The sequence below is a fragment of the Variovorax sp. V35 genome (assembly GCF_041154465.1).
GTDB classification, from domain to species: domain Bacteria; phylum Pseudomonadota; class Gammaproteobacteria; order Burkholderiales; family Burkholderiaceae_C; genus Variovorax; species Variovorax boronicumulans.
Map to the genome: position 1 here is coordinate 649,353 of NZ_AP028666.1, position 25,214 is coordinate 674,566.

The following is a 25,214-nucleotide window of genomic DNA, read 5'->3' on the forward strand; positions in this document are numbered from 1 at the left end:
CGATGAGGCGATGCTGGCGGGCCTCAATGAACAGCTCTATGGAGTGATGGGTATTGAAACTGTGGAGCAGGGTCATGGCGAAGGACAAGTCCCGATCTACGTCAATGCTGCCCTAAAGCAGAGTCGCACCGATCCCCCTTCCGGGGATATTTTCAGCGCAGACAATCCGTGGGGGCATTGGCGAAGGACTGAGCGCATGGGGCCGGGCACATTGCCATCCTACGCCGACGTGCATCGAGAGCGTCTCCAAGAGATCGCCAGAGTGTTGGCCGGAGATCCTTCCGATCGGAAGAAGCCCCTGGGCGTGGTTGCGGCATGCCCAGATGCCATCGGGATTGCTCAGGAAATGAATCACTGGCGCAACAAGCCCTACCGAGATTTGATCATTTGGGGTGACGTGGTGGACAACGCGGTAGGCGCTCCCACTGTGACCGGGTCCGGCGCGCCGCCGCCGGGCAACAAGCAGTCTCGCAAGACGCGCTTCGAGATTGCGGACGGATGGAAAAGAATGGAGGTGCTTTTCAAGCAGCGTCGCATTGCGTACATGTCGCGCGAGATCGAAGCAAGCGAAAGGGCGACCCGGGACCCTGTTTTTCTCGAGGACAAGCCGACGAAGTTGGTCGGCGCTGCGCGCTCGAACGCTCGCGTATTCGATTCGCGTGCTGATTACATCGCCTATCTGAAGAGGATCGAGAACGCGAAGGAGAACTCTGCCAAAAGTGTGAATTCCCGATGGGATGAATACGCCTTGGGGATCAATCCGGATGCCATGGAGAAAGTTCAGGCCGACTACGTAGAGAAGGCAAAAGCCTTCGAGGGTGTTGCCCATGAACGCGCACCAGATTCGTTGGCCTGGCTGAACTGCGGTGAACTTCAACGAGCACTGGCCTTGTACAACGGCAAGGGACGCAGCGATATCGAACAAGGCGCCAAGTGTGCTGCGCAGATCAATGGAATTCTCGAAGGCCTCAACGGTGGCGGAGCACTTTGTGAACAGCGACTCATGGCGTGGGCCAAGGACCATTCGGACGAGCCAAAAAATCTTCTGTGGCGCGGGTACTTGATGAATCAGGAGGATGCGCAAGAAAGCTTCAGGGCCGCCATGGCGGCTGCACAGGCCCCCGCTACTTCTGTTGCAAGCATGGTTCAGTCCTTCAAGGACCAGCTCGACAAGTTCGCGAAGTTCAACGACCTTATCGCAGGAAAAAACGACGCCAGCATACGCATCTGCAGAGCCATACCGATATTCGGGTTCAGTCCTATCCTCAATCTGATTGGCCATGCGGTCTTCAAGGCGGGAAGTGGAACAATCGAGTTGGAAAAGAGGCTGGCTCGATCGCTCATGATGAGCCTGGTTGCGGGCACTGGAAGCCCCGCTGCTATCGAATTGCATGCGCGCTATCGACGGGCTTTGAAGGACATAGAGCCGGAGAAATTCAGAATCGTTGCCGACTACCAGTTCAAATGGAGTCAGCAACAACTGAAGGCCGAAAGCCATGCAGCGGTCAAAAAGATCATGGCAGAAGGAAGAGGCGGAGACTTCTTCAAGATGCGATTAACTGGTGTCATGACTCTTGTTGAAGGCATTCTTCTAAGTTTCAAGGCAAAGCAGTTGGCAGACGCCAAAGACGTAGATTCGGCGCAAAAGGCAGCTTGGGAGCTCAGTGCCGCAGCCTTGACAACCACATCTGCGGGATTGGAAGTTGGAGCCATGACACAAGAGTGGTTGATAGCGAAGAGTGCTCCCTACGGCGGCACTCTGGCCATGGCCGCAATTCGGCTCGGTGGTTTCAAGCTGGCAGGGAATGCGTTGGCGGGAATTGCAGGGATTGTGTCGGCCTGTCTGGACTACGGAGACGGAAAAAAATCCAGAAAAGAGGAAAAATATGCACTGACTTGGCTGTTCTTTGGACGCGGTGCTGCTCACAGCGTCAACTTCACTGTTGGGCTAGCTCTGGGGTTTTCGTATACCGGTCCACTCATGGAGCATTTGGCAAGAAGCGTGGGGTTCGAGTCGTTGCGAGGTAGAGCGCTGCAGGTCCTTGCCGCCCGAGCCGCTGCGCTTGCGCTTGGAAGGACCGCTCTATTGGCCGCCAATTTGTGGGTCACGCTGACGATCCTGGCCGTTACATGGATCATCGGACAGCTCGGTGACAACGAAATTCAAAAGTGGATCAAGCGGTCGAGCTTTCGGTTGCCGCCAAAACCTGGAAACCAGTCCGAACCGCTTTATGAAAAGGCCGGTGAAGAGCTGACGGCCCTGTACATCGCTTTCAAGGTGACAGAGGAATGATGTACTGGTTCGAAAAAATCGACTATGAAGCAGCGAAAGAACTGGCCTCGGAAGAGCTTCGATTGGGGCGCAGACATACCCCTGATGAAACGATCAACAAGGCAAAAAAGGGAGGACTCCTGCTCACTCGACAGCAACTCGAGAGCACTCAAGCCTACGATCGGCACGAACGAATCGTGGAGCGGGCAGACGACCAAGGCTTGCTGCATGCCCGGAACGACAAATGGCTTGAGGTAAGGACTTGGAGCAACGACATCCGGGGCATCACCACGTTGTTTGGGGGGGGGGGCTACTGGATGGCGTGGAGTTTTGTCGCCAGTGGATGGTTGGACGTCATCTTTCTGTACTCGACCGGGCATCGTGCGGATGGAACGGTGCTGGTTAGAACCACGGCACTGGTCGCGCTGCTCAATGCCATTGGATTCACGTTGTTCGCGACTGGCTTTACTTGGGCAATGCAGCGCTATTTTTTCCGCTACGAGTTGCTCACCCAACGCTGGATCCGCCTTCGATTCAATCGGGAAACCCAGAAGGTTTACTTGCTTCGCCCAAAGTACGCGGGTGGCTTGATGGTGTTCGACTGGTCTGATACTGACCCAAGCTTGAGCAAGAGCACTGACGCCAATGCCGTTCTGATGCATTGGCCTGTGCTGATCTGGGGAAGTGAGACGGAGCTGGGCAAGGTCGGTGCGATGCAGTTCATCGGGCGACGGACCAGTTTCAAGACAGTGGGCGATTGGATGGCATTCTGGGAGTACATCCGTCGATATATGGAGGAGGGACCCGATGCGGTACCCAAACCGAAGACAGTCATTGGTTACCGACCCAGCATCAAGGAAGCGTGGCTCAGCGTGACTCAGTGGTATCCAGCATTTCAGCAAGAAGGGTTCATCGGGAAGATCAGTGATGGCATCTCACTGCTGATCCTTCCGCTGATCGTCTTGATTTTCATCGGCAACTTCCTCGGGCAGTGCCTGACATGGCAGGCACGGTTTCCAGAGGAAATTGAAAGTGCCGCAGATGCCTCCTAGCTGCGCTCTGTCGCAATTGCGGCTGAGTAGGGCTGCCACATCTCTTCACAGGAGGTTCAGCCGCATGCTCGCGATCCTCTGTTTTCGTTCCGCGCTTCAGGGCTTCGAAATCCGTAGGGCCTAGATTCCATGAAGATCCAGTTGGCCAACGTTGTTGCCGGCTTGGCTCAGGAGCTCATGTCGTGTTTATCTTTGAGGCTGCGTTTCAGCATGAAAAACGAAGCGGAGGTATTCATTCGGCATTGAAATATCACGCGGATGTTGCCGGGGAAACGCGACTCTATGGTCCGAAAGAGGGGGCAGCTCGGCGAGAAGAAGGCTCTCGCAAACCAACGAGAAAAGAGCGGAATGAGCAGGAGGCCTTCGCGCGACCGAGCTTCTCATCAATGCGCGCAGTATTCGATTTCAATGAGCATTTCATCGAGCTGAGCAATCCAGGAGGGATGGCACGTTCCTTGGCGTTGATGCTGTTCGTGGTGGCAATCGTTCCTGGCATCTCTCTCATCTACTTGCTTGTAGGTGACGCCTTCGGAATCCTTCAGGGCGCCTTGCAGTTGACGCGCGATCGACTGATTGGCATGGGCATGGGCATAGGGTTCGGATTCTTGATCTTCTCCCTGACGGTGTTCTATTTTCTTTGGGGCTCAATTTTTGCCCCTGCATTTTTTACGTCCCTGCGCGCTCGCTATCGCTTCAACCGAACGAAGCGAACGGTCTATGTGCTGCGTCCCAAGAGGTACGGTGGCAATGCCGTTCTGGATTGGGACCGAGTGCAAGCGCATGTGAACTGGGTGCCACCCAGTTCCTGGACACCCTCCCAGATCGCGAACGATCCGGTAGCGCGAGAAGCGAGATCGCTGGAAGGGCGTCGGACGCGATACCTTCTGCTGTACTGGCCGCCGCTGGATGCCAACGACCCCGAGCGCAAAGGCGAAGACATCATCTGGGTCGGCGACGAAGGTGCCGGTGAATCGCTGTGGCAGTACATCCGGACCTACATGGAGGAAGGCATGAGCAGTGTGCCCTGGCCCGGTGCGGACCACTGGCTGCGAAAGGGATTCAGTGGCGCAAGCGAACACTTGGAAGAAACGGTGATGCACCGGTCGCATGCGAATGACGATCTTGCAGGTGGAGGGACATCGACGGGAATCTACGTCAACTATGCCGCCAACATGCCTTGGGCGCCGTTGAACAGTCTGGCCGAGCGGCTGTGCTATTGGCCAACTTTTCCCGAAGAGTGGAACAGCGACTGCGGCCAGAAACGAAGAGAAAGCGGCATCGGGCCGGAGGAGCCGATGCGATGGGCTGTGAAGCCATGAGTCGCTGCGAGGACAGACGGTGGCTGATCTTTCGCAGGGGTTCATGATGAACGAGTCCAACCTGCGTTCCGATACCGGTCGGAACTTGCGAACGGGCTCGTCGCCCCAGTTCTGAACGGGTGAGCCGACAGCGCGCTTCCTGGCCGCATCCCGCCAGAGCGCCCACCCCGTACGGCCCCGCATCTACTCCCTTCGCCGTACCCCCTCCCGCCCCACCTAGGCCATTAGCTAGGCCTTAAGGCGGATTTGCCTCCGCTCCCCCGCGCCGGAAACTTCGTGTTTCTTCTTTCTTCCCGGCACCCTTGCCGTTGACGGAGTGCGGATGAGTTGGCGAACCAAAGTGGTCTGGAGCGAGGGGATGCTGTTGCAGCCTCAGCACCTGCAGCAGAGCGAGCGCCATGCCGATCATGCGCGGCATGTGCTGTTGCGCACCACCACGCCCTACGCCTGGGGTTTCGCCGAAGTCGAGATCGACGCGGCGGCGCTCACGCTGGGCAAGCTGGCGCTGGTGCGGGCGGTGGGCATCTTCGGCGACGGCACGGTGTTCGACATGCCGGCGGTCGATCCGCTGCCCGAGCCCATCGACATTCCGGCGTCCATGCGCGACGAGGCCGTGGTGCTGGCACTCCCGCTGCGCCGCGCCGGGGCGCGCGAGGCCGACGCTGAAGAATATGAAGAGCTGGTGCGCCACCGCGTGCTGGAGTCGGACGTGCCCGACTCCAACACGGCCGGCGAGCGCACCGCGATGCTGCAACTCGGCCAGCTCCACACGCGCCTGATGCGCGCCAGCGAAGCCACCGACGCGTGGGCGACCTTGGGCGTGGCCCGCGTGGTCGAGCGCCGGGTCGACAACCAGGTGCAGCTCGACCGCGGCATGCTGCCGCCGCTGCTCGACGTGGCCGGCCATGCGGTGATCCGCGCCTGGCTCGACGAGCTGCTGGGCCTGCTGCGCCAGCGCGGCGAGGCGCTGGCCGGGCGCATGACGCAAGGCGGCACCGGCGGCGTGGCCGAGATCGCCGACTTCATGCTGCTGCAGGCCGTGAACCGCAACGAGGCGATCTTTGCGCACCTCGCCAAGAGCGCGATGCTGCATCCGCAGCATTTCTTCGAGCACGCGCTCGGGCTGGCCGGCGACCTCGCGAGTTTCCGCGACACGCGCCGCGTGACGCGCTTCGGGCCCTACATCCATGACGACCTGGCGCTGAGCTTCCGCCCGGTGATGGACGACCTGCGCCGCAGCCTGTCGATGGTGTTCGAGCAGTCGGCGATCCGCATCGACCTGCACGACCGCAAGCACGGCGTGCGCGTGGCGGTGGTGACCGACGTCGAGCTGCAGCGCAAGGCGACCTTCGTGCTGGCGGTGAGCGCGAACATGCCGAGCGAGGCGCTGCGCGCGCGCTTCCCCACGCAGGTGAAGATCGGACCGGTCGAGCGCATCCGCGACCTCGTGAACCTGGCGCTGCCGGGCGTCACGTTGACGCCGATGCCGGTCGCGCCGCGCCAGATTCCTTTCCACACGGGCGCCAACTACTTCGAACTCGAAACGCGCAACAGCGACCTGTGGCGGCAGCTCGAGCAATCGGGCGGCATCGCGATGCACATCGCGGGCGATTTCCCCGGCTTGGACCTCGCGTTCTGGGCCATCAGATCATGACCACCCCCAGGCTTCGCGCACTTCGTGTCGCTTCGCCAACCCCCTCACCGGGGGCGACACCAGCGGCCCGGCAAAGCCGGTTCCGCGGTGTCTCCCGAAGGGACGTCACCCGCGTGGAGTTCTCATGAGCACCCCTCCCGACCCCTTTGCCGCCTTCGAGTCCGAGCGCACGGTCATCAAGCCCAAGCCGCGCACGCCGGGCGGCGCGCCGCCGGCCGCTGCTGCGCCCGCGCCGTTCTTCGGCGGCGCCGATCCGACGCCCGTGGCCGAGGTGGGCGAGATCGGCCTGCTCAATCCGCTGGTCTCGGCTGCGGGCAAGCTGCTGGTGCTGATCGGCAAGCTGCGCAACCTCGCGCAGCCGCCGAACGTGCCGGCGCTGCGCGCGTCCACCGCCGATGCGGTGAACCAGTTCGATGCCGCGGCGCGCCGCGCGGGCGTGGGCAACGAGTCGGTGCTGGCCGCGCGCTACGTGCTGTGCACCGCACTCGACGAGGCGGTGGCCAACACGCCCTGGGGCGTGCAGGCCGGCTGGAACAAGCAGAGCCTGCTGGTGCAGTTCCACAACGAGACCTGGGGCGGCGAAAAGGTGTTCCAGCTGCTGGCCAAGCTCGCGCAGGACGTGCCCACGCACCGCCAGCTGCTGGAGCTGATCTACAGCGTGCTCGCCCTCGGCTTCGAGGGCCGCTACCGCGTGGTCGACAACGGCCGTGCGCAGCTCGACTCGGTGCGCCAGCGCCTGGCCGATCTGATCGCGAAAGACCGTCCGGCCGTCGAACCCGAGCTGTCGCCGCACTGGCGCGGGCAGGGCGCGGGCACGGTGCGGCTGCGCGAGTCGCTGCCGCTGTGGGTGTTCGCGGCCGGCTTCGCGCTGCTGCTGGCGCTGGCGTGGTTCGGCCTGCGGCTCACGCTCAATCACCGCTCGGACACCACCTACGCGGCCGTGTCGAGCCTGCGCGTGCCCAACATCCAGATCGCGCCACCCGCCGCGCCGGCCAAGTCGCCGCGGCTCGCGCGTTTTCTCGAGCCTGAGATCAAGCAGGGCCTGGTCACGGTGACCGACGAGGCCGACCGCAGCGTGGTGCGGCTGCGCGGCGATTCGTTCTTCGGCTCGGGCAGCGCCGAGCCGATGGCGGCCTCGCTGCCGGTGCTGCGCCGCATCGGCCAGGCGCTGGCCGAGGTGAAGGGCGAAGTGCTCATCACCGGTCACTCCGACAACCAGCCGATCCGCTCGCTGCGCTATCCGTCGAACTGGCACCTCTCGGCCGCGCGCGCCGACGCGGTGAAGGGCGCGCTCTCTACGCTGGTCGAGCCCGCGCGCATGCGTTCCGACGGCAAGGCCGACGCCGAACCCGTGGTGGCGAACGACACGCCGGCCAACCGCGCGCGCAATCGCCGTGTCGACATCGTGCTGCTCACCGAACCCGAACGGCTCGCTGCCGCAGCCCCGGGAGCGACGAAATGATCAAGAAAATCTTCGGCTTCCTGTTCAGCCCGCTGCTGCTGACGCTGCTCGCGCTGATCGTCGTCGCGCTGCTGATCTGGTGGATCGGCCCGCTGGTGAAGATCGGTTCGCTCGCGCCACTCGAAGGCGAGATGACGCGCGCCATCGTCATCGGCGTCATCGTGCTCATCGTGGTGCTGCGCGCGCTGTACCGCCGCTGGCGCGCGCGCCGCGCGAGCCAGCACCTGACCGACGGCCTCATGAAGGCGCCGGCCGCCAAGACCGGTGCACCGGTCGACGGCGAACAGAAGATCCTCGACACGCGCTTCAGCGAAGCCGTCGCCACGCTCAAGCAGATGCGCCTGCATGCCGCCGGCAAGAAGCCGGGCTGGCGCGACTGGCTGTCGATCTCGGGCGGCAGCTACCTGTACGACCTGCCGTGGTACGTCTTCATCGGCGCTCCGGGCGCGGGCAAGACCACGGCGCTCGTCAATTCGGGCCTCTCGTTCCCGCTGGCCGAGAAGTTCGGCCCCGGCGCGATCCGCGGCGTGGGCGGCACGCGCAACTGCGACTGGTGGTTCACCGACGAAGCCGTGCTCATCGACACGGCCGGGCGCTACACCACGCAGGACAGCCACCAGTCGGAAGACAAGAGCGCCTGGGAAGGCTTCCTGGGCTTGCTGAAGAAGGCGCGCCCGCGCCGCCCGCTGAATGGCGTGTTCCTCACCGTGAGCGTGGGCGATCTGCTGAGCCAGGGCCCCGAGGCGCGCACGCAGCTCGCGGCGTCGATCCGCGCGCGGCTGCTCGAGCTCGACAGCAAACTCACCACGCGCCTGCCGGTGTACGTGCTTGTGACGAAGAGCGACTTGCTCTACGGCTTCACCGATTACTTCGACGACCTCGGCAAGGAGCAGCGCGCGCAGGTCTTCGGCTTCACGCTGCCGGCGGACGAGAACGTGCAGCTTGAAGAGAAGGGCCTGTCGGCCGCCTTCCAGCGCGAGTTCGCCTTGCTGCACAACCGCGTCAACGACGGCCTCATCGCGCGCATGCAGCGCGAGACCGACGGCACGCGCCGCGCGGCGATCTTCGGTTTTCCGGCGCAGTTCGGCTCGGTCGGCCCGCTCCTCTCCGACCTGCTCGAACAGGTGTTCACCGGCTCGCGCTTTGCGCAGCCGCCGTGGGTGCGCGGCGTGTACTTCACCAGCGGCACGCAAGAGGGCAGCCCGATCGACCGCGTGATGGGCAGCCTGGCGCGCAGCTTCGGCATCGAGCGCGCCATGCTCGCGCCGCAGAAGTCGAGCGGACGCAGCTACTTTCTCACCGCGCTGTTGCGCGAGGTGGTGTTCCCCGAACAGCGCCTGGCCGGTGCCGACGTGAAGCTGGAGCGCCGCCGCAACACGCTGCGCCTGGCGGGCGTGGCTGCGATGACGCTGCTCACCGTCGGGCTGCTCGCGGCCTGGGGCTACAGCACCTGGCAGAACAACAACTACCTGAAGTCGGTCGAGGCCCGTGTCGAGCCCGCGCAGAAGACATTGGCCGCGCTGCCGACGCGCGTGCAGAACCTGGTCGAGGTCGCGCCCGTGCTGCAGGGCCTGCGCGACATCTGGAAGACGCCCGACAACCGCCAGGGCGACGAGCCGCTGTCGATGACGCTGGGCCTGTACCAGGGCGACAAGCTCGATGCCGCCGCCATGCTCACGCACCAGCGCGCGCTCAACGACGCCTTCCTGCCGCAGATCGCCAAGCGCATTGAGGACCAGCTGCGCACCGCGCAGAAGGACAACCTCGAGTTCACGTATGAAGCGCTCAAGAGCTACCTGATGCTCTACCAGCCCGAGCGCTTCGACCCCGAGGCGCTGAAGGCCTGGATCACGCTCGACTGGGCGCGCAACCTCGACCGCGGCATTCCCGAAGACCAGCGCAAGGCGCTCGAGGACCAACTCGACGTGCTCATCGCCCAGGGCCCGCCGCGCTCGCCGCTGAAGATGGACGAGAACCTGGTACGCAGCGTGCGCGCCGTGCTCGCGAGCTATCCGCTGGAGCAGCGCGTGTTCAGCCGCCTGAAGCGCCAGCGCGCCACCAAGGACATCCCGGGCTTCAGCGTGGCGCAGGCCACCGGCCCGTCGGGTCCACTGGTGTTCGAGCGCATCAGCGGCAAGCCGCTGAGCGAGGGCGTGCCGGGCATGTTCACCTACGACGGGTACCACAAGCGCTTCCAGAACGAGGTCGTGGTGCTCACCGGCCTGCTGGCCGCCGAAGACCCGTGGGTGCTCGGCCAGGACCGCAACGCCAGCGAGCGCCTGCGCGACGCCGCGGCGCTCGGCGCGCTCACCGACCGCGTGCGGCGCCTGTACCTCGAGGAGTACGTCAAGCAGTGGGAGGCGCTGCTGGCCGACGTGCGACTGATCCGCGTCAGCGGCCTGGAGAAGAACATCGAGACCGCGCGGATTCTCTCGGGCGTCGATTCGCCGCTCGCGAACTTCCTGCGCGCGGTGGTCAAGCAGACCACGCTGATTCCTGCGGCCGATGCCAACAAGGACGTCGTCAGCAAGGCCACCGAGACCGTGCGCAACACGCGCAAGGGCCTGGAAGACCTGTTCGGCAGCGACCCCGGCAAGCAGGTGGCGCCGGGCAAGCGCATCGAGAGCATCGTGGACGACCGCTTCGAGTCGCTGCGCCGTCTGGTCACCGCGGGCGGTCCGAACCAGCCGGCGCCGATCGACGATGCGCTCAAGCTCTTCAACGAGGTGTACGTGTACCTCAACGCCGTCGACACGGCCGTGAAGGGCCGCACCTCGCCGCCGCCCGGCGACGTGGCCGGCAAGCTCAAGTCGGACGCGGGCCGCCTGCCCGAGCCGGTGCGCAGCATGATCGAGAACCTGAGCCAGACCGGCGCCGCGCAGGCGCAGGTGGCCGAGCGCGGCAACCTGAGCCAGGACCTTCGCCCCGTGACCGAGTTCTGCAACCGCGCCATCGCGGGCCGCTACCCCTTCGTGCAAAGCAGCAAGCGCGACGTGCTGCCCGAGGACTTCGGCCAGATGTTCGGCGCCGGCGGCCTGATGGACGACTTCTTCCAGAAGCGCCTGGCCGCGCTGGTCGACACCAGCACCCGGCCGTGGCGCTACAAGCCCGTGGCCGAGCGCGGCGCGATCACCACGCAGGCGTTGGCGCAGTTCGAGCGCGCGGCGCGCATCAAGGACATCTTCTTCCGCGGCGGCGGGCGCGGGCCGTCGATGCGGTTGGACTTCAAGCCGGTGGAGATGGACGCGGGCATCACGCAGTTCATCCTCGACGTGGACGGGCAGCTGGTGAAGTACGCGCACGGGCCGGTGGTGCCGATGGCGGTGCAGTGGCCGGGGCCGAAGGGGAGCAACCAGGTGCGCGTTCAGGTGAGTCCGCCGTCGACGACGGGGAGTTCGGGGTCGGCGATGGATGGGCCTTGGGCTTTGTTCCGTACGTTGGATGACGGGCAGCTGGAAGCGGGGGATGCGCCGGAGAAGTTCTTCATCACGTTCCAGGTGGGGGCGCGGAAGACGCGGTTCGAGGTGACGACGAACAGCGTGCAGCATCCGATTCGGTTGAAGGAGTTGCGGGAGTTTTCTTGTCCGGAGGGGTTGTGAGTCTGGCCTCTTCTTCTTCTCTCTTCGTCTCCTCTGAGTTGCCGGGGTGGTTTGGCAAGCTGCCGGGGATGGGGGACTTTGCGCATCGGCGGTTGCCGGAGTCGTTTCGCTCTGTCTGGGACCCGTGGTTGCAACGTGGGTTGGCACGGCTGCGGGATCGGCATGCGGATTGGACTGCTCACTACCTGGAGGCGCCGGTGTGGTGCTTTGTGCTGGGGGCGCAGGTGGTGGGGGAGCGGGGGTGGATGGGGGTGTTGATGCCTTCGGTGGATGGGGTGGGGCGGTACTTTCCGTTCACTCTCGCCGTTGAATTGGATGAAGGCGTACCTGGTGCGCTGCATGGAGAGGCGCTTGTTGCTGCGCTTCGGTGGTGGGCGTTGGGGACGCAGGCTGTGCTTGAAGGGCTTGAGGGTGATTTGGATGCGCTGCGGTTTGATGCGGTGCTGAGTCAGTTGTTTGTGACTTCTGCTGCCGATGAGGCCGCTGTTGAGGTCCGATCGCTCGAGCTGCCTTTGGCTGGAACCTCGCTTTGGATGGAGACGCCTGGTTTGGAAGGCGGGGTTCGGATGTTGGCTACTGGGCTTCCTCGGGATTTGCAGTTTGAGGCTTTGTTTCTTGGGGGTGGGGAATGAGGGCGGTGCTTTCTTTTCCTTTCCGAGGCCGGGAGTTCCGCCCGGCGGCGGACTTACTTTCTTTTGCTTCGCCAAAAGAAAGTAAGCAAAGAAAAGGCGACCCCACTGTCTGCGTCCCTCCGCTTCGCTACGGGCAACCTGCGGTGCTCGCGTTTCGCGGGGTCTCGCAGAACTCGCCTTCGGCTCAAACAGCTGCGAGCCCTGATCCGCGAAACGCTGCGCTCCTCGGCGCAGCCAGAGGGGAGGGGGAACTTCGGGCCTTTGCTTCGCTCGGCCCGGGAACTTCCAACAGTCTGATGCCACGGGTTTGCTCGCACTCGCACTCGCACTCGCACTCGCACTCGCACTCGCACTCGCACTCGTACATGTGTCTGCGCCTGCACCCTGCCCAGTGCAACGCCACGTCCTATGCGAGCTGCAGCAGGCGCGAAGCGCCTGCTGCAGCCTACTGGCCGAGCAAAGCGATGGCCCGTTGGTATCCAAACCCCTTCTGTATGCGCCGAGGAGCGGAGCGTTTCGCGGATCAGGGCTCGCAGCTGTTTGAGCGAAGCGAGTTCTGCGAGACCCCGCGAAACGTGAGCACCGCAGGTTGCCCGCAGCGAAGCGGAGGGACGCAGACAGCAGGGTCGCCTTTCTTTTGCCTACGTTTCTTTGGCGAAGCAAAGAAAAGTAGGTCGCCCGCCGGGGCGAGACCCGGCCTCGGAAAGCAAACCCAAAACGGCGTTCACCTAGCAGGAGCAGGTCAATGACCGACAACGCCCTTCCCCCGGAAGACGACCGCACCCGAGTCGTCTCACGCACGCCCACAACCGAAGCTGACACAGGCGGAGCCACAGTCATCACAGCCGGCGGCTTCACCACAGCCTCAGGCACCCCGGTAACAAGTCCCGCCACAGCCACCCACGACGCAGGCCTCCTCCCCGTAGGCAGCCGCCTAGCCGAATTCGAAGTCACCCGAGTCGTAGGCCAAGGCGGCTTCGGCGTCGTCTACGAGGCCTGGGACCACACCCTGGAACGCGTAGTAGCCATCAAGGAATACCTCCCAACCTCGCTATCCACAAGACAGCAAGACGGCACCGTAGTCCCCTTGTCAGAAAGACACAGAGAAACCTTCGACCTAGGCATGCGCAGCTTCATCAACGAAGCCCGCCTCCTCGCCCAGTTCGACCACCCCTCGCTCCTCAAGGTCTACCGCTTCTGGCAAGAAAAGGGCACCACCTACATGGTCATGCCCTTCTACAAGGGCGACACTTTGCGCGAGGCACTCGTAGCCATCCCCGCAGGCGTCGACGAAGCCTGGCTCACCCGCATCATGGACGGCGTCACGCAAGCCCTCGCCGTGATGCACAACGCCCACTGCTACCACCGCGACATCGCCCCCGACAACATCATCCTGCTCGAAGGCTCCGGCCGCCCCGTCGTGCTCGACTTCGGTGCCGCGCGCCGCGTGATCACCGACAAGACGCAGGCGATCACCGTCATCCTCAAGCCCGGCTACGCGCCCATCGAGCAGTACGCCGAGATGCCCGACATGTCGCAGGGCGCGTGGACCGACGTCTACGCGCTCGCCGCCGTGATGCACGTCGCCGTGTGCGGCCGCGCACCGCCGCCCTCGGTGGCGCGGCTGCTGTCCGACAGCTACGTGCCGCTCGCGGGCAACGACATCCTGCGCCAGCGCTACAGCGACCGGCTGCTCGCGGCGATCGATGCGGGCCTGGGCGTGCGACCCGAAGCACGGCCGCAGTCGATGGCCGAGCTGCGCGCTGCGCTGGGCCTGGAGGTCGGCCACAGCATCGCGCCGACGCCGCGCACCGTGCCGCCGTCGGGTGCGCGAAGCAGTCAGTCGGGTGCCGATGCACCCACCGTGATCGGCACGGCCCACATGCCGAAGCCGATCGCCGCCAAGGCACCTGTTGCGAACGACAACAAGAGTGGTGGCAGCAGCAAGGCCGTCCTCGGCGCCGTCGCCGCCGCCGTGTTGGTCGCCGCAGCGGGTGGTGGCTGGTGGTTCCTCGGCCGCTCGGGCAGCGAAGGCGATGCGGGCAAGACGGCGCAAACCGCCACGCCCGCGCCCCCACCCGACACCCCCACCCAGGTCGCCGAGGCCCCACCGCCACCGCCACCCCCGCCGCCTCCCAAGCCACGCACCCCCGCCGAATCCCTGCAATCGCTCGCAGCCGGCGCCGCCCCGGGCTTCGAAGTCACGGCCACGCCGAAGAAGGCCGAGGTCGCCATCGGCAAGGACAAGCTGGCCTTCGAGGTGCGCAGCAAGCGCGACGGTTTCGTCTACGTGTTCCTGCTGTCCAGCGGCGGCGAGATGTTCCTGCTGTTCCCGAACCTGCTCGACAAGTACAACAAGATCACCGCCAACGCCGCGCTGGCGCTGCCGCGCGCCTCCTGGCCGATGGACGCCGGCGGGCCGGCCGGCACCAACCAGTTCGCGGTGCTCGTGAGCGAGCACGAGCGCGACTTCGGCGCCTCGGGCGTGCAGAACGAAGGCGTGTTCCCGCAGTTCCCGCTGCCGGTGCTCGCGGCACTCGAAGCCACACGCGGCACCGGGCCGTCGCCGCTGTTGGGCAAACCGGTCTGCGCGCCGGGCGCCCCGCCGTGCAACGACGTCTATGGCGTCGCGAATTTCAAAATCGTCGAGAAGTAATCGTCTGTAGAGCGTCGGCCGCCTTCGGCCCCCTTTCCACGACACGACCAGGAGACTTTCATGCACACGTCACCGTCGCCGCACTTCGCGCTTCCCCTTTGCCGAACGGCCGCCGTGGTCGCGCTGGTGCTGCTGGCCGCCTGCGCCAACACGCCGCCGACCGCCACGGGCACGGCCACCACCGCGCCCACCACGGCCGACCCCGCGACCGCACCGGCCCGCCCCACCGGCGGCAGCGTCGCCGGGCAGGCGCGCACCTTCTCGACCCAGCTCGCCACCTACACCTCGGTCGGCTTCGACGCCGTGCCGGGCTGGGCGCGCGACGACTTCTCGGAAAGCTGGCCGGCCTTCCTGGGCAGCTGCAAGGTGCTCAACGGCCGCGGCGCCGAGTGGAAAGAGGTGTGCGAGCGCGCGCTGAAGGTCGACGGCAAGAGCACGCAGGCGATCCGCGGCTTCTTCGAGAGTGAGTTCTCCGCTTATCAGATCCGCGACGACGACCGCAAGCCCGACGGCGTGGTCACCGGCTACTTCGAGCCCGAGATCGCGGGCAGCCGCACCTACGTCGCGCCGTTCATCTACCCGGTCTACGGCCAGCCCGAGGACATGCTGTTCGTCGATGCGCGCAAGCTCCCGGCCGGCAGCGGCACGGTGGCCGCGAAGGTCGAAGGCCGCAATGTGATCGTGCAGACCGGCCTGAACACGCGCGACATGGGTGCACCGGGCTTGTATGCGCTCGACCTCTCGGCCATCACCCGCGACACGCTCGACCGCAAGGTGCGCCTGCGCATCGACGGCAAGCGCCTGCTGCCGTACTACACGCGCGAAGAGATCGAGACCAAGGGCGCGCCCAACGCCAAGGTGCTGGCCTTCGTGAGCAGCGCCACGGCGCTGTACGAGATGCAGATCCAGGGTTCGGGCCGCATCAAGCTGCCCAGCGGCGAAGTCGTGCGCGTGGCCTACGCCGAGCAGAACGGCCAGCCCTTCCGCCCGACCATCGCGCAGGCCGCCAACGGCAAGCCGCGCAGCGCCGTGAAGGTGCGCGGCGGCTCGCTCGAGCTGACGCTGGACGACGGCGACGACGAAGACACGGGCGCCATCGACAACAGCGTGATCCGCACGCGCGGCTTCACGCTGGCGCGGCCCACGGCCAGCGGCGCGGTGGTGGTGCCGGGCCGGCGCACGGCCGGCGCGGTGACCGGCTCCGGCATCAAGGACCCGAGCTACGTGTTCTTCAAGGAATCGACCTCGCCCGCGGGCGGCCCGGTGGGCGCCTTCGGCGTGCCGCTGTCGGCCGGCCGCTCGATCGCGGTCGATCCGCGCAGCACGCCGCTGGGCTACCCGGTGTTCGTGTCGACGCGCACGCCCGGCAGCGGCGCGCCCATGCAGCGCCTGACCATCGCGCAGGACACTGGCGGCGCGATCCGCGGCGCGGTGCGGGCCGACTACTTCTTCGGCAACGGCCAGCAGGCCGCCACCAACGCGCGTCGCATGAAGGAGCGCGGGCAGCTGTGGATTCTTCTGCCGCGCGGCCTGGCCGTGGCGCAGGCGGCGGTGTCGGGTGCGATCCGCACGCGCGGCGGCCCGGTCGGCGCCAATCTTCCGCAGTGCCTGGTGCCCACGGAAGGCGTCTGCGTCGACGACTGACCTCTTTTCTTTCGAGCCCTTGGCCCTTCATGCAGGAAACCCTCTCGTCCGCGGAAAGCTCTGAACTCGTCCGCCTCTGGCGGCGCCGGCAGACGCTGTCCTCGGACGACATGGGCACCATGTACCGCATCGTGGGCGATGCGCTCGTGGCCTGCAATCCGCCCGAGCTGCAGGTGCTGGGCGAGGGGCGGCAGGAGCTGGTGGCGCAGTTCATCTACGTGAAGGTGCTGCGGCTCGATGCCGACCCCGACGAGTCGGAAGAGCGCGCCGGCCACAGCGCGCCGTCCACCGCCTTCGCGCTGTGCGCGTACTTCCGCCGCTACCTCATCGACTGCACGCGCGCCAGTTCGTTTCGCCGCAAGGTCTCCATCGGCGACCAGATCACCGAGGCCCAGCTCGAAGACGAACTCGGCCCGGGCGAAGACCTTGACGGCTGCCTGGCCGAGCATGGCCTGAGCGCGCAGGCCGTGCAGCTGGCGGCGCGCGCCTTCATCGCCGGGCTGCCCGAGCCCGAGCGCATCCTGCTGTGCGAGGGCTTCGGGCAGGAGGCCGAGGGCGGGCTGTCGGGCGTGGCCTCGCGCCACGCCATCGCCTCGTACCACTACCGCGCCGGCCGGCTGGGCCTCGTGCACAAGCGCGAAGGGCTGGGCGCCGGCTATGCGCAGACCCGCATCGGCAGCTGGATCGGCCAGACCCTGGGCATCGCCATCGAGGCCGACAACATGGCGGCGATCCTGCAGGTTTTCAAAATCCTCGGGGCTGAAGCGTCTTATGTCTGAAGACATAGCCATTCAGGAACAGACGCCATGACCACCGACCTCTGGCCCCCGCTCAGCGTGATCCGCCATGCGTTCGAAACCGGCGCGCCGCCCGGCGATGCCGCGCCGGACGCCGCACCCGTCGCGATGCCGCACGGCAGCGGCGCGGGCGCGGGCACGCCGGTGGTGTCGGACCTGCTGCTCCCTTTGACCGAATTGGCCCGGCGCCGCGAGGCTGTCGCCCGGCGCGCCTTCACCGCGCGCTGGGCGCCGGGCCGCCTCGTGAGCGTGGTGCACGACGGGCGCCTGCTCGGCGTGCTGCTCGACCGCTGCATCCACGGCGACCTCTGGCAGGGCTGGATGGCCGCCGGCGAGCCCGACTGGGCCGGCCCCTTCGACGTGCTGCTGGAGCCCGACGACGAGCCCTTCGAGCCGATGTTCGGCGTGGTCCAGGCCTGGAACGTGCTCACGCTCGAACCCAGCCCGCAGCTGGCCGCGCGCGTGCTCGGCGAGGTGTCGGCCACGCGGCTTGCCGCGATCCGCGCGGTGCACGACGAATGGGCCGCGCACGCGGCGCCCGACATCGCGCCCGAGCCCGGGCGCATCGCGCTGCGCGGCGTGGCCGGCGCGTTCTCGGTGCTCTCGGGCACGCCGCTCGGGCCGCAGGACCCGCGCACCGACTACCAGGCGCTGTACCGCGATGCCGGCCTGCAACTGGGCCGTGCGCTGGCGCAACCGCAGGACGAAGCCCCCGCCGCGCCGCCGCCATCGCCCGCCCGGCCGCTGCCGCGGCCGGAGGACGGCTGGTGGGGCAGCATCCGCCGCTGGTTCGGCGCCGAAGGCTGGGCGCGCCCGGCCTTCGCGGCGGTGGCGCTGTTCGCGGTGATCCAGAACGTGGGGCTCATCGGCGGGCGCGGCGCCGAAGACGACGACGTGCGCTTTCGCTCGGTGCCCACGGCGCCGGTCGCGGCGCAGGCCAACCTGGTCGTGCGCTGGAACGAGGGCGTTCGCATCGACGAGGCAGATCGCCTGCTGCGCACGATGTCGGCCGAAGTGGTCGGCGGGCCGGGGCCCAATGGCGTGTGGCGTCTGCGCGTGGCCGATCCGGTCGGTGCTTTGTCGGTGCTCGCGACTTCGCCGCTGGTTGCGTCGGCTGGACCGGCTTCGGAGCCGCCATGAACCTGCGCGCGTGCAGCCTGCGGTTCCTGCTCGCGCTGGTGGTGTGGGGCGCGGGCGGTGTCGCCGCGCAGGCCGCGCAGCGCGCGCTGCTCGTCGGTGTCTCCGAACTCGTCAACCAACCGCAGGCCCTGTGGCTGCAGGCGCCGCGCAACGACGTGATGCTCATGCGCGATGCCTTGCTGAAGCAGGGCTTCACCGCGCCCGACATCGCCGTGCTCGCCGACGGCGTGCCGGGCGCTGCGCTGCCCGAATCGCAGGCCATCCACGACGCCCTGGCGCGACTGCTCGCGCAGTCGGCCAGCGGCGACTTCGTGCTGCTGTACTTCTCCGGCCACGGCACGCGCCTGCGCGACGTGGCCAAGCGCTACCAGGAGCCCGACGGCCTGTCCGAGAACTTTCTCGCGCGCGACGTGCGCGGCACGCTCGGCGCCGATGCCGCGCTCAGCGGCGACCTGCGCGACGTCGACTTCGATGCCTGGATCCAGGCCTTCCTGGCGAAGAACGTGTTCGTCGCCTCGGTGTTCGACACCTGCTCCGCCAACTCCATGACGCGCGGCACGGGCGATGCGCCCGCGACGGCCGAGGGCCCGGCCGACGACGAGGTGCGCTGGCGCGGCCTGCGCACGACGCAGCTCATGGGCGGTGCGTCGCCCGCACGGTCCCTGGCTCCGCCGGCCGCGACCGACGCCGTGCCGCGCGCCCGCTACGTGGCGCTGTTCGCGTCCGAGAGCCACCAGATCACGCCCGAGCTGCGCCTGCCGCGCAAGGCGCGCAGCGCCCGGCCGCAGGGCCTCCTGACCTGGGCCGTGGTCGAGTCGCTGGCGCGCAAGCCTGCCACCTGGCGCGACCTGTTCGACGGCGTGCTCGCGCTGTACCCGCCGGTCATCGACGAGCTCGCGCAGCGCTTTCCCACGCGCGAGCTGCCGTCGCCCGTGGCCGAGGGCAACCTCGATGCGCCGCTGTTCGCCAACAGCGGCGCGCCCGCGTCCACGCGCCCGGTGTGGGGCGCGCAGCGCAGCGGCGACAGCCTGGCCGTCAAGGCCGGCCTGCTCGACGGCCTGGCGCCGCAGCAGGAGGTGCGCGTGCTCGCCACGCTCGACGACGGCACCGTGCGCCGTGCACCGGCCGCCATCGCGCAGATCAAGCTCGGCGGCGCCTGGCTCGCCGTGCCCGCGGCGTTGAAAGACCTGCCGGGCAGCGCGTTCTGGAGCGTCACGCCCATTGCCGAGCCGGCCGCGACAGCGCTGCGCGTGCGCGCCGACAAGCCGTTGCCCGCCGGCCTGAGCCTCGACTACCCGGCTGCGATCCGCCTGGCCGACGACCCCGCGAGCGCCGACGTGCGCTGGACCGACCTCGGCCCCGCCGGTCATCGCCTCGAAGCGCTCGCGCCCGTGTTCGGCACCGCCGCCTCGACCGTCGTGGTGCCCGACGTGGCCGCGCTGCGCCGCCGCCTGCAGGCGCTGGCGCAGCTCAAGTGGCTGGCCCAGCTGCAGGCCCATGCCAAGGGTGGCCAGCTCGACGGTTTCGATGCCGCGCTCGAAGTCTGGAGCGCCGACCGGCTGTTGCGCAGCGTGCCCGTCGCCGAGGCCGCGAGCGTGCTGCCTGCACTGCGGACGGGCGAGCGCGTGCGCCTGAACGTGCGCAACACCAGCGGCCGTTCGCTCGACCTCGTCATCACCGGCATCGACGCGCGCGGCGCGCTGCAGGCGGTGTACCCCGACGGGGCTGGCGAAACCAACCGCTTCAAGCGCGGCACGCCCGAGCAGCCGGCGGTCAAGCGTTTCGACCTGCCCTGGCTCGATGCGGCCGGCGAGGCGCGCCTGCTCGTCATGGCGGTGCCCGCCGCGCCCCACAGCGCGCCGCGCCTGTTCGGCGTGGCCACCGCGGCGCAGGCCGACGTGTCGGAGGTGCGCGTGCGCGGCGGCCAGCCGCCGGCCGCCGGCGGCGAGCGCCAGGTGTTCGCGGCCTTGCTGCGCAGGAGCGCTGGCACGCCAGACGGTGGTGCGCGGCCATGAGGCAGGTGCGCGTGGTCCCGGTCCAGTTTTCTTTGTCCGAATCCGGAGGTTGACATGGCATTTCTCGAAGACGGCTCCTGGAGCCCCGAAGACGCACGGCAGTTCTATGAACTGATCGGCACCGGCTCGGCCGAGACCGACCTGGTCATGATGATCGAGAGCAAGGGCTCGCCCGTCGAGGGCGAACTCGAACGCGTCTTCGACGACGGCAAGGCGCGCCTGAACATCGGCGGCTACTACTGGTCGGTGCAGGTGCCCGAGTCGTCCGCGCAGAACCAGGTCGTGCCCCACAACCTGGTCGTCGCGCGCCGCAGCGACGCGGCCACGGCCACGCTCGCCAGCCTGCTGCGCGCGCAGGAAAAAGACCTGAAGGTGGTCATCAGCGCTTACAAGGCCGGCGGCGATCCGCAATCGCCCGAGGCGCAGGCGACCTTCGAGATCTCGCTGGAGAACGCGCGCATCTGCCGGCTGGTGCTCAACTCCGGCGGCCACTGGGGCGTGCCCTCGGAGCTGGTCTCCATCAGCTACCGCACGGTGAAGATCAAGTCGGCGCCGCAGAAGACCAGCGGCGCGCGCGGCGCGGTGCGCGAATGCCAGTTCACCCGGACCTGAATCCGAACGCCTCCAGGAGCACCCCGCCATGACGACGACCGCCGCAGACTTCCTCAAGGCCGCCGACCCGGTGGCCGCCCTCAAGGCCCTGAGCGACGACGTGCGCGCCAAGCCTTCCGACCCGAAGCACCGCGTCTTCATGGCGCAGCTCTTGTGCGTGCTCGGGCAGTGGGAGCGCGCGCTCAACCAGCTCACCGTCGCGGCCGAGCTCGATGCGCTCGCCGTGCCCATGAAGCAGGTGTACGGCGAGGCCGTGCGCTGCGAAGGCCTACGCGCCGACGTGTTCGCCGGCACGCGCACGCCGATGATCTTCGGCCAGCCCGATGAATGGCTGGCACTGCTCATCGAATCGCTGCTGCGGCAAGGCCGCGGCGAGAGCGGGCTGGCCGAAGACCTGCGCCAGCGCGCCTTCGACGGCGCGCCCGCCATCGCCGGCACCATCGACGGCGTGCCCTTCGAGTGGCTGGCCGACGCCGACATGCGCCTGGGCCCGGTGCTCGAGGCCTTCGTCAACGGCAAGTACTACTGGATTCCCTACGCGCGCCTGGCGCACATCAAGATCGAGCCGCCCGAAGACCTGCGCGACTGCGTCTGGATGCCCGCGCACCTGCAGTTCGAGAACGGCGGCGAAACGCTGGCGCTCATTCCCACGCGCTACGAAGGCACCGAGGCGCAGGACGACGGCGAGCTGCGCCTGGCGCGCAAGACCGAGTGGCGCGAGCTGCGCCCCGAGGTCTGGGCCGGCTACGGCCAGCGCGTGCTCGGCAGCGACGCCGGCGAGTACGCGCTGATGGACGTGCGCGAGATCCTCTTCACGCCCGCCGCCGCCGATGCGGCCGAAGGCGGCGAAAGCAGCGGCGGTGGCTGAGCTCACCGCGCAGGAGCGGCTGCAGCCTTCGCTGCTCGATCGCCTCGTCGACCACGCGCCCGACGAGAAGCGCGAGGGCGACGACAAGCGCACGCTCACCAAGCAGGCGCTGCGCCAGGCCGTGCTGCGCGACCTCGGCTGGCTCTTCAATGCCACGGGGCACGGTCTGTCGATGGACGACAAGCAGCACCCGAATGCCGCGCGCTCCGTCATCAACTACGGATTGCCTATGCTGTCTGGCCAGTTCACCTCGTCGGTGCAGCGTGTCAGCATGGAACAGGCTTTGAAGAACGCAATCCTGCAGTTCGAGCCGCGCATTTTGTCCCGCACACTCGAAGTCGAACTCGTCATGGAAGGCCCGGCCCTGGAGTCCCACAACAGCATCGGCCTGCAGATCCGCGGCATGCTGTGGGCGCAGCCCGTGCCGCTCGAGTTCCTCATGCGAAGCCGCGTCGATCTGGAAGAGGGCCGCATAGAGATCGTGGACATGGCGCAAAACCCAAGGTAAGTCCACATGGACCCTCGGCTGCTGAGCCTGTACGAGCAGGAGCTGCGCTACTTCCGCGAAAGCGCCTCGGAGTTCGCCCGTGCGTTCCCGAAGATCGCGCACCGGCTGGGCATCGAGGGCCAGGAAGTCGCCGACCCGTACGTGGAGCGGCTGATCGAGGCCACGGCTTTCCTTTCGGCGCGCGTGGGCCTGAAGCTCGACGCCGAATACCCGCGCTTCACGGGCCACCTGCTGGACATCGTCTACCCGCACTTCCTGGCGCCCACGCCGGCGATGACGGTGGTGTCGTTCGTGCCCGACCCGGAAGACGCCAACCTCGCGGTCGGTCCCACGTTGCCGCGCGGCGCCGGCCTGCGCGCGCGTCAGGCCGTGGGGCAGAACACGCACTGCGAGTTCCGCACCGCCGCCGCGCTGCGCATCTGGCCGATCGAGGTGCAGCGCGCCCAGTACTTCACCTACGCGCCCGACCTGCCGCTGAACACCCACCCGCAGTCGCGCGCCATCCGCGGTGGCCTGCGCATCGCGTTGCGCGCCACGGCGGGGCTGGACTTCAGCCAGATCGCGCTCGACGACCTGGTGCTGCACTTCGGCGGCGCGGAAGACGTGGCCTGGCAGCTGCACGAATGCGCGCTCGGCCAGCCCGTGGGCGTGTGGGTGCGCCCGCTCACGGCCGGCGGCGCCTTGCAGGGCGCGGTGCGCAGCCTGCCGGGCAGTGCCATCGGCGCGGTCGGCTTCGGGGACGACGAGGCGCTGCTGCCCGTCACGGCCACGGGCTTCTCGGGCTTTCGGCTGCTGCAGGAGTACTTCGCGTTCCCGCAGCGCTTCCAGTTCGTGCGCATCGGCGGGCTGCAGGCGCTGCTCGCGACGATGCCGGTGACCGAGCTGGAGATCGTGCTGCTGTTCTCGCGCGGCGATGCGGCGCTCGAGAAGCTGGTGAGCGCCGAGAACGTGCAGCTGCACTGCGTGCCCGCCGTCAACCTGTTCACCAAGCGGCTCGACCGCGTGCCCGTGACCGAGGGCGTGAGCCAGTTCCACCTGGTGCCCGACCGCACGCGCCCGCAGGACTTCGAGGTGCACACCGTCACCGAGGTCATCGGCCACGGCGCGCCGGGGGCCGACGCCGCGGTGGCCGAGCAGCCGTTCCGGCCGTTCTACTCGGCCTTCCACGGCAGCCGCAACAGCCACCCGGCCTACTTCACGACCACGCGCGAGCCGCGCATGCTCTCGGTGCGCCAGCGCACCGAAGGCCACCGCAGCAGCCACATCGGCTCCGAGGTCTACATGCAGATCGTCGACCCGCAGCAGGCGCCGTACGCCGCCACGCTGCGCCAGCTCGCCGTGACCGCGCTGTGCACCAACCGCGACCTGCCGCTTCTGATGCCGCTGGGACGCGACAACGATTTCGACTGCGTCGACTCCTTTCCCGTGCAGCGCGTGCGCATGGTGCGCGGGCCGTCGCGGCCGGTGTCGCCGGTGGTGAGCCAGGGGCTGGGCTGGCGCGTCATCGATCACCTGGCGCTCAATTACCTGTCGCTGTCCGACAGCACGCCGGAGCAGGGCGCCGCCGCGCTGCGCGAGACGCTCATGCTCTACGCCGTGCATGCCGACGAGATGCGCCAGGGCCAGGTGCGCGGGCTGCTGTCGGTCAAGAGCAAACCCGTGGCGCGGCGCCTGCCGCTCGCGGGCCCGATCGCCTTCGGGCGCGGGCTCGAGGTGACGCTGGAGGTCGACAAGGACGCCTTCCACGGCCACAGTGCCTTCCTGTTCGGCGCCGTGCTGGCGCAGTTTCTGGCGCGCCATGTCGAGGTGAACCACTTCGTCGAGACCGTGCTGCGCGTCGCGGGCAAGGGCGAAGCCATGCGCTGGAGGCCGCTGTGCGGGACACGCCAGATTCTGTGAGCACGCGGGTGGACCAGGCGCTGCGCGGGTGGTCGGCGCAGCCGTGGGACTTCGACTACTTCGCCGTGATGCGGCGCATCGAGTCCGTCGCGAAGACCACGCCGCGCTGGGGCCGCGCCCTGCTGCCCAGCGCCGAGCCGGTGCGCGTGGGGCAGGAGCCGTCGCTGTCGTTCGCGCCCGCCAGCTTCAGCCGCTTCGAGCCGGCCACCGCGCATTCGCCGCCGCGCCTGCGCCAGCACTTCTTCGGCTACATCGGCCCGAACGGCCCACTGCCGGTGCACCTGAGCGACTTCATCCGCGAGCGCAGCCTGAACCACGGCGACCCGACCTGGCTGGCCTTTCTCGACACCTTCTCGCACCGCTTCTCGCTGCACTTCTATCGCGCGTGGGCGCAGTCGCGGCCGGCCGTGGCGCTCGACCGGCCGGGCGAAGACCGCTTCCGCCTGCAGGTGGGTGCGCTGGTCGGCATCGGCACGCCGGGGCGCATCGACCGCGACGAGATCCACGACGACGCGCGCCTGCACTTCTCGGGCTGGCTCGCGCGCCGCGTGCACAACGCGGAAAGCGTGGAGTCGGTGCTGTGCAGTTATTTCGGCGTGCCGGTGAAGCTGGAGCGCTGGGTCGGTCACTGGATGCGCGTGCCCACGGACGAGGTCACGCGGCTGGGGCAGGGCGAGAGTTCGCGCGCGATGGGCATGGGCGCGATGCTCGGCACGCGCGCGTGGGACCGCCAGCACCGCGTGCGCCTGCACCTGGGGCCGCTCACGGTCGACCAGTACCGCATGTTCCTGCCCACCGGCGACGCGCAACCCGTGCTGCAGCGCTGGATGCAGCAGCTGCTCGGCGACACCCTCGAATGGGACGCGCAGTTGGTGCTCGAGAAAGTACAGGTGCCGCCCACGCGCCTGGGCCAGGCCCGGGGCAACGGCCCGCGCCTGGGCTGGGTCTCGTGGCTCGGCGAACGCCCGCGCACGCGCGATGCGGCCGACGTGCGCATTGCCAGCCAGCCGTCGAGGGCGCGCCAGCCGCAGCCCGCCTCTTTTCAATAAACCCATCTTCATTCGTTCAGAAGAGATACGGAGTCC

At 67.5% G+C, this 25,214-nt stretch carries 17 protein-coding genes; all 17 read left to right on the forward strand.

Going from position 1 to position 25,214, the window contains the following annotated elements:
* Positions 1-10 precede the first annotated feature (10 nt).
* The 17 genes from ACAM42_RS02970 (at position 11) to tssG (ending at position 25,178) form a co-directional block, all read left to right on the forward strand.
* Positions 11-2,293 (forward strand): T6SS effector BTH_I2691 family protein, encoded by a 2,283-nt coding sequence (locus ACAM42_RS02970; RefSeq protein WP_369631061.1) that lies wholly within the window; start codon positions 11-13, stop codon positions 2,291-2,293.
* Positions 2,290-3,324, forward strand: coding sequence for a DUF6708 domain-containing protein (locus ACAM42_RS02975; RefSeq protein ID WP_369631062.1), 1,035 nt, complete (start codon positions 2,290-2,292; stop codon positions 3,322-3,324). The genes ACAM42_RS02970 and ACAM42_RS02975 overlap by 4 nt, the downstream gene beginning before the upstream one ends.
* A 182-nt stretch (positions 3,325-3,506) precedes the next feature.
* A complete protein-coding gene (locus ACAM42_RS02980) occupies positions 3,507-4,643 on the forward strand; it encodes an MFS transporter (RefSeq protein ID WP_369631063.1) in 1,137 nt (378 codons plus the stop codon).
* A gap of 322 nt (positions 4,644-4,965) precedes the next feature.
* Entirely contained in the window at positions 4,966-6,297 is a 1,332-nt protein-coding gene (gene tssK / locus ACAM42_RS02985) for a type VI secretion system baseplate subunit TssK (RefSeq protein ID WP_159278702.1), read from the forward strand.
* A 124-nt stretch (positions 6,298-6,421) separates the two neighbouring features.
* Complete coding sequence (locus tag ACAM42_RS02990; protein WP_369631064.1) at positions 6,422-7,759, forward strand: DotU family type VI secretion system protein; 1,338 nt, start codon at positions 6,422-6,424, stop codon at positions 7,757-7,759.
* Positions 7,756-11,358, forward strand: a complete 3,603-nt coding sequence (gene tssM, locus ACAM42_RS02995; RefSeq protein WP_369631065.1) for a type VI secretion system membrane subunit TssM — start codon at positions 7,756-7,758, stop codon at positions 11,356-11,358. The genes ACAM42_RS02990 and tssM overlap by 4 nt, the downstream gene beginning before the upstream one ends.
* Complete coding sequence (gene tagF / locus ACAM42_RS03000) at positions 11,355-11,990, forward strand: type VI secretion system-associated protein TagF (RefSeq protein ID WP_369631066.1); 636 nt, start codon at positions 11,355-11,357, stop codon at positions 11,988-11,990. The genes tssM and tagF overlap by 4 nt, the downstream gene beginning before the upstream one ends.
* 745 nt (positions 11,991-12,735) lie before the next feature.
* Entirely contained in the window at positions 12,736-14,646 is a 1,911-nt protein-coding gene (locus ACAM42_RS03005) for a protein kinase (RefSeq protein ID WP_369631067.1), read from the forward strand.
* A gap of 60 nt (positions 14,647-14,706) precedes the next feature.
* A complete protein-coding gene (locus ACAM42_RS03010; RefSeq protein ID WP_369631068.1) occupies positions 14,707-16,290 on the forward strand; it encodes a murein transglycosylase A in 1,584 nt (527 codons plus the stop codon).
* A 29-nt stretch (positions 16,291-16,319) separates the two neighbouring features.
* Complete coding sequence (locus ACAM42_RS03015) at positions 16,320-17,069, forward strand: hypothetical protein (RefSeq protein WP_062482983.1); 750 nt, start codon at positions 16,320-16,322, stop codon at positions 17,067-17,069.
* Between the two features lie 27 nt (positions 17,070-17,096).
* Entirely contained in the window at positions 17,097-18,227 is a 1,131-nt protein-coding gene (locus tag ACAM42_RS03020) for a hypothetical protein (protein WP_369631069.1), read from the forward strand.
* A complete protein-coding gene (locus tag ACAM42_RS03025; RefSeq protein WP_369631070.1) occupies positions 18,224-20,242 on the forward strand; it encodes a caspase family protein in 2,019 nt (672 codons plus the stop codon). The genes ACAM42_RS03020 and ACAM42_RS03025 overlap by 4 nt, the downstream gene beginning before the upstream one ends.
* A 54-nt stretch (positions 20,243-20,296) precedes the next feature.
* Positions 20,297-20,854: a type VI secretion system tube protein Hcp gene (locus tag ACAM42_RS03030; RefSeq protein ID WP_056584544.1), complete on the forward strand. Its 558-nt coding sequence runs from the start codon at positions 20,297-20,299 to the stop codon at positions 20,852-20,854.
* 28 nt (positions 20,855-20,882) lie between these two features.
* Positions 20,883-21,722, forward strand: coding sequence for a type VI secretion system accessory protein TagJ (locus tag ACAM42_RS03035; RefSeq protein WP_369631071.1), 840 nt, complete (start codon positions 20,883-20,885; stop codon positions 21,720-21,722).
* Complete coding sequence (tssE, locus tag ACAM42_RS03040) at positions 21,715-22,230, forward strand: type VI secretion system baseplate subunit TssE (RefSeq protein WP_062481207.1); 516 nt, start codon at positions 21,715-21,717, stop codon at positions 22,228-22,230. Before ACAM42_RS03035 ends, tssE begins: the two co-directional genes overlap by 8 nt.
* A gap of 6 nt (positions 22,231-22,236) precedes the next feature.
* Positions 22,237-24,129: a type VI secretion system baseplate subunit TssF gene (gene tssF / locus ACAM42_RS03045; RefSeq protein ID WP_369631072.1), complete on the forward strand. Its 1,893-nt coding sequence runs from the start codon at positions 22,237-22,239 to the stop codon at positions 24,127-24,129.
* Positions 24,126-25,178, forward strand: coding sequence for a type VI secretion system baseplate subunit TssG (gene tssG / locus ACAM42_RS03050; protein WP_369631073.1), 1,053 nt, complete (start codon positions 24,126-24,128; stop codon positions 25,176-25,178). Before tssF ends, tssG begins: the two co-directional genes overlap by 4 nt.
* Positions 25,179-25,214: the final 36 nt, after the last annotated feature.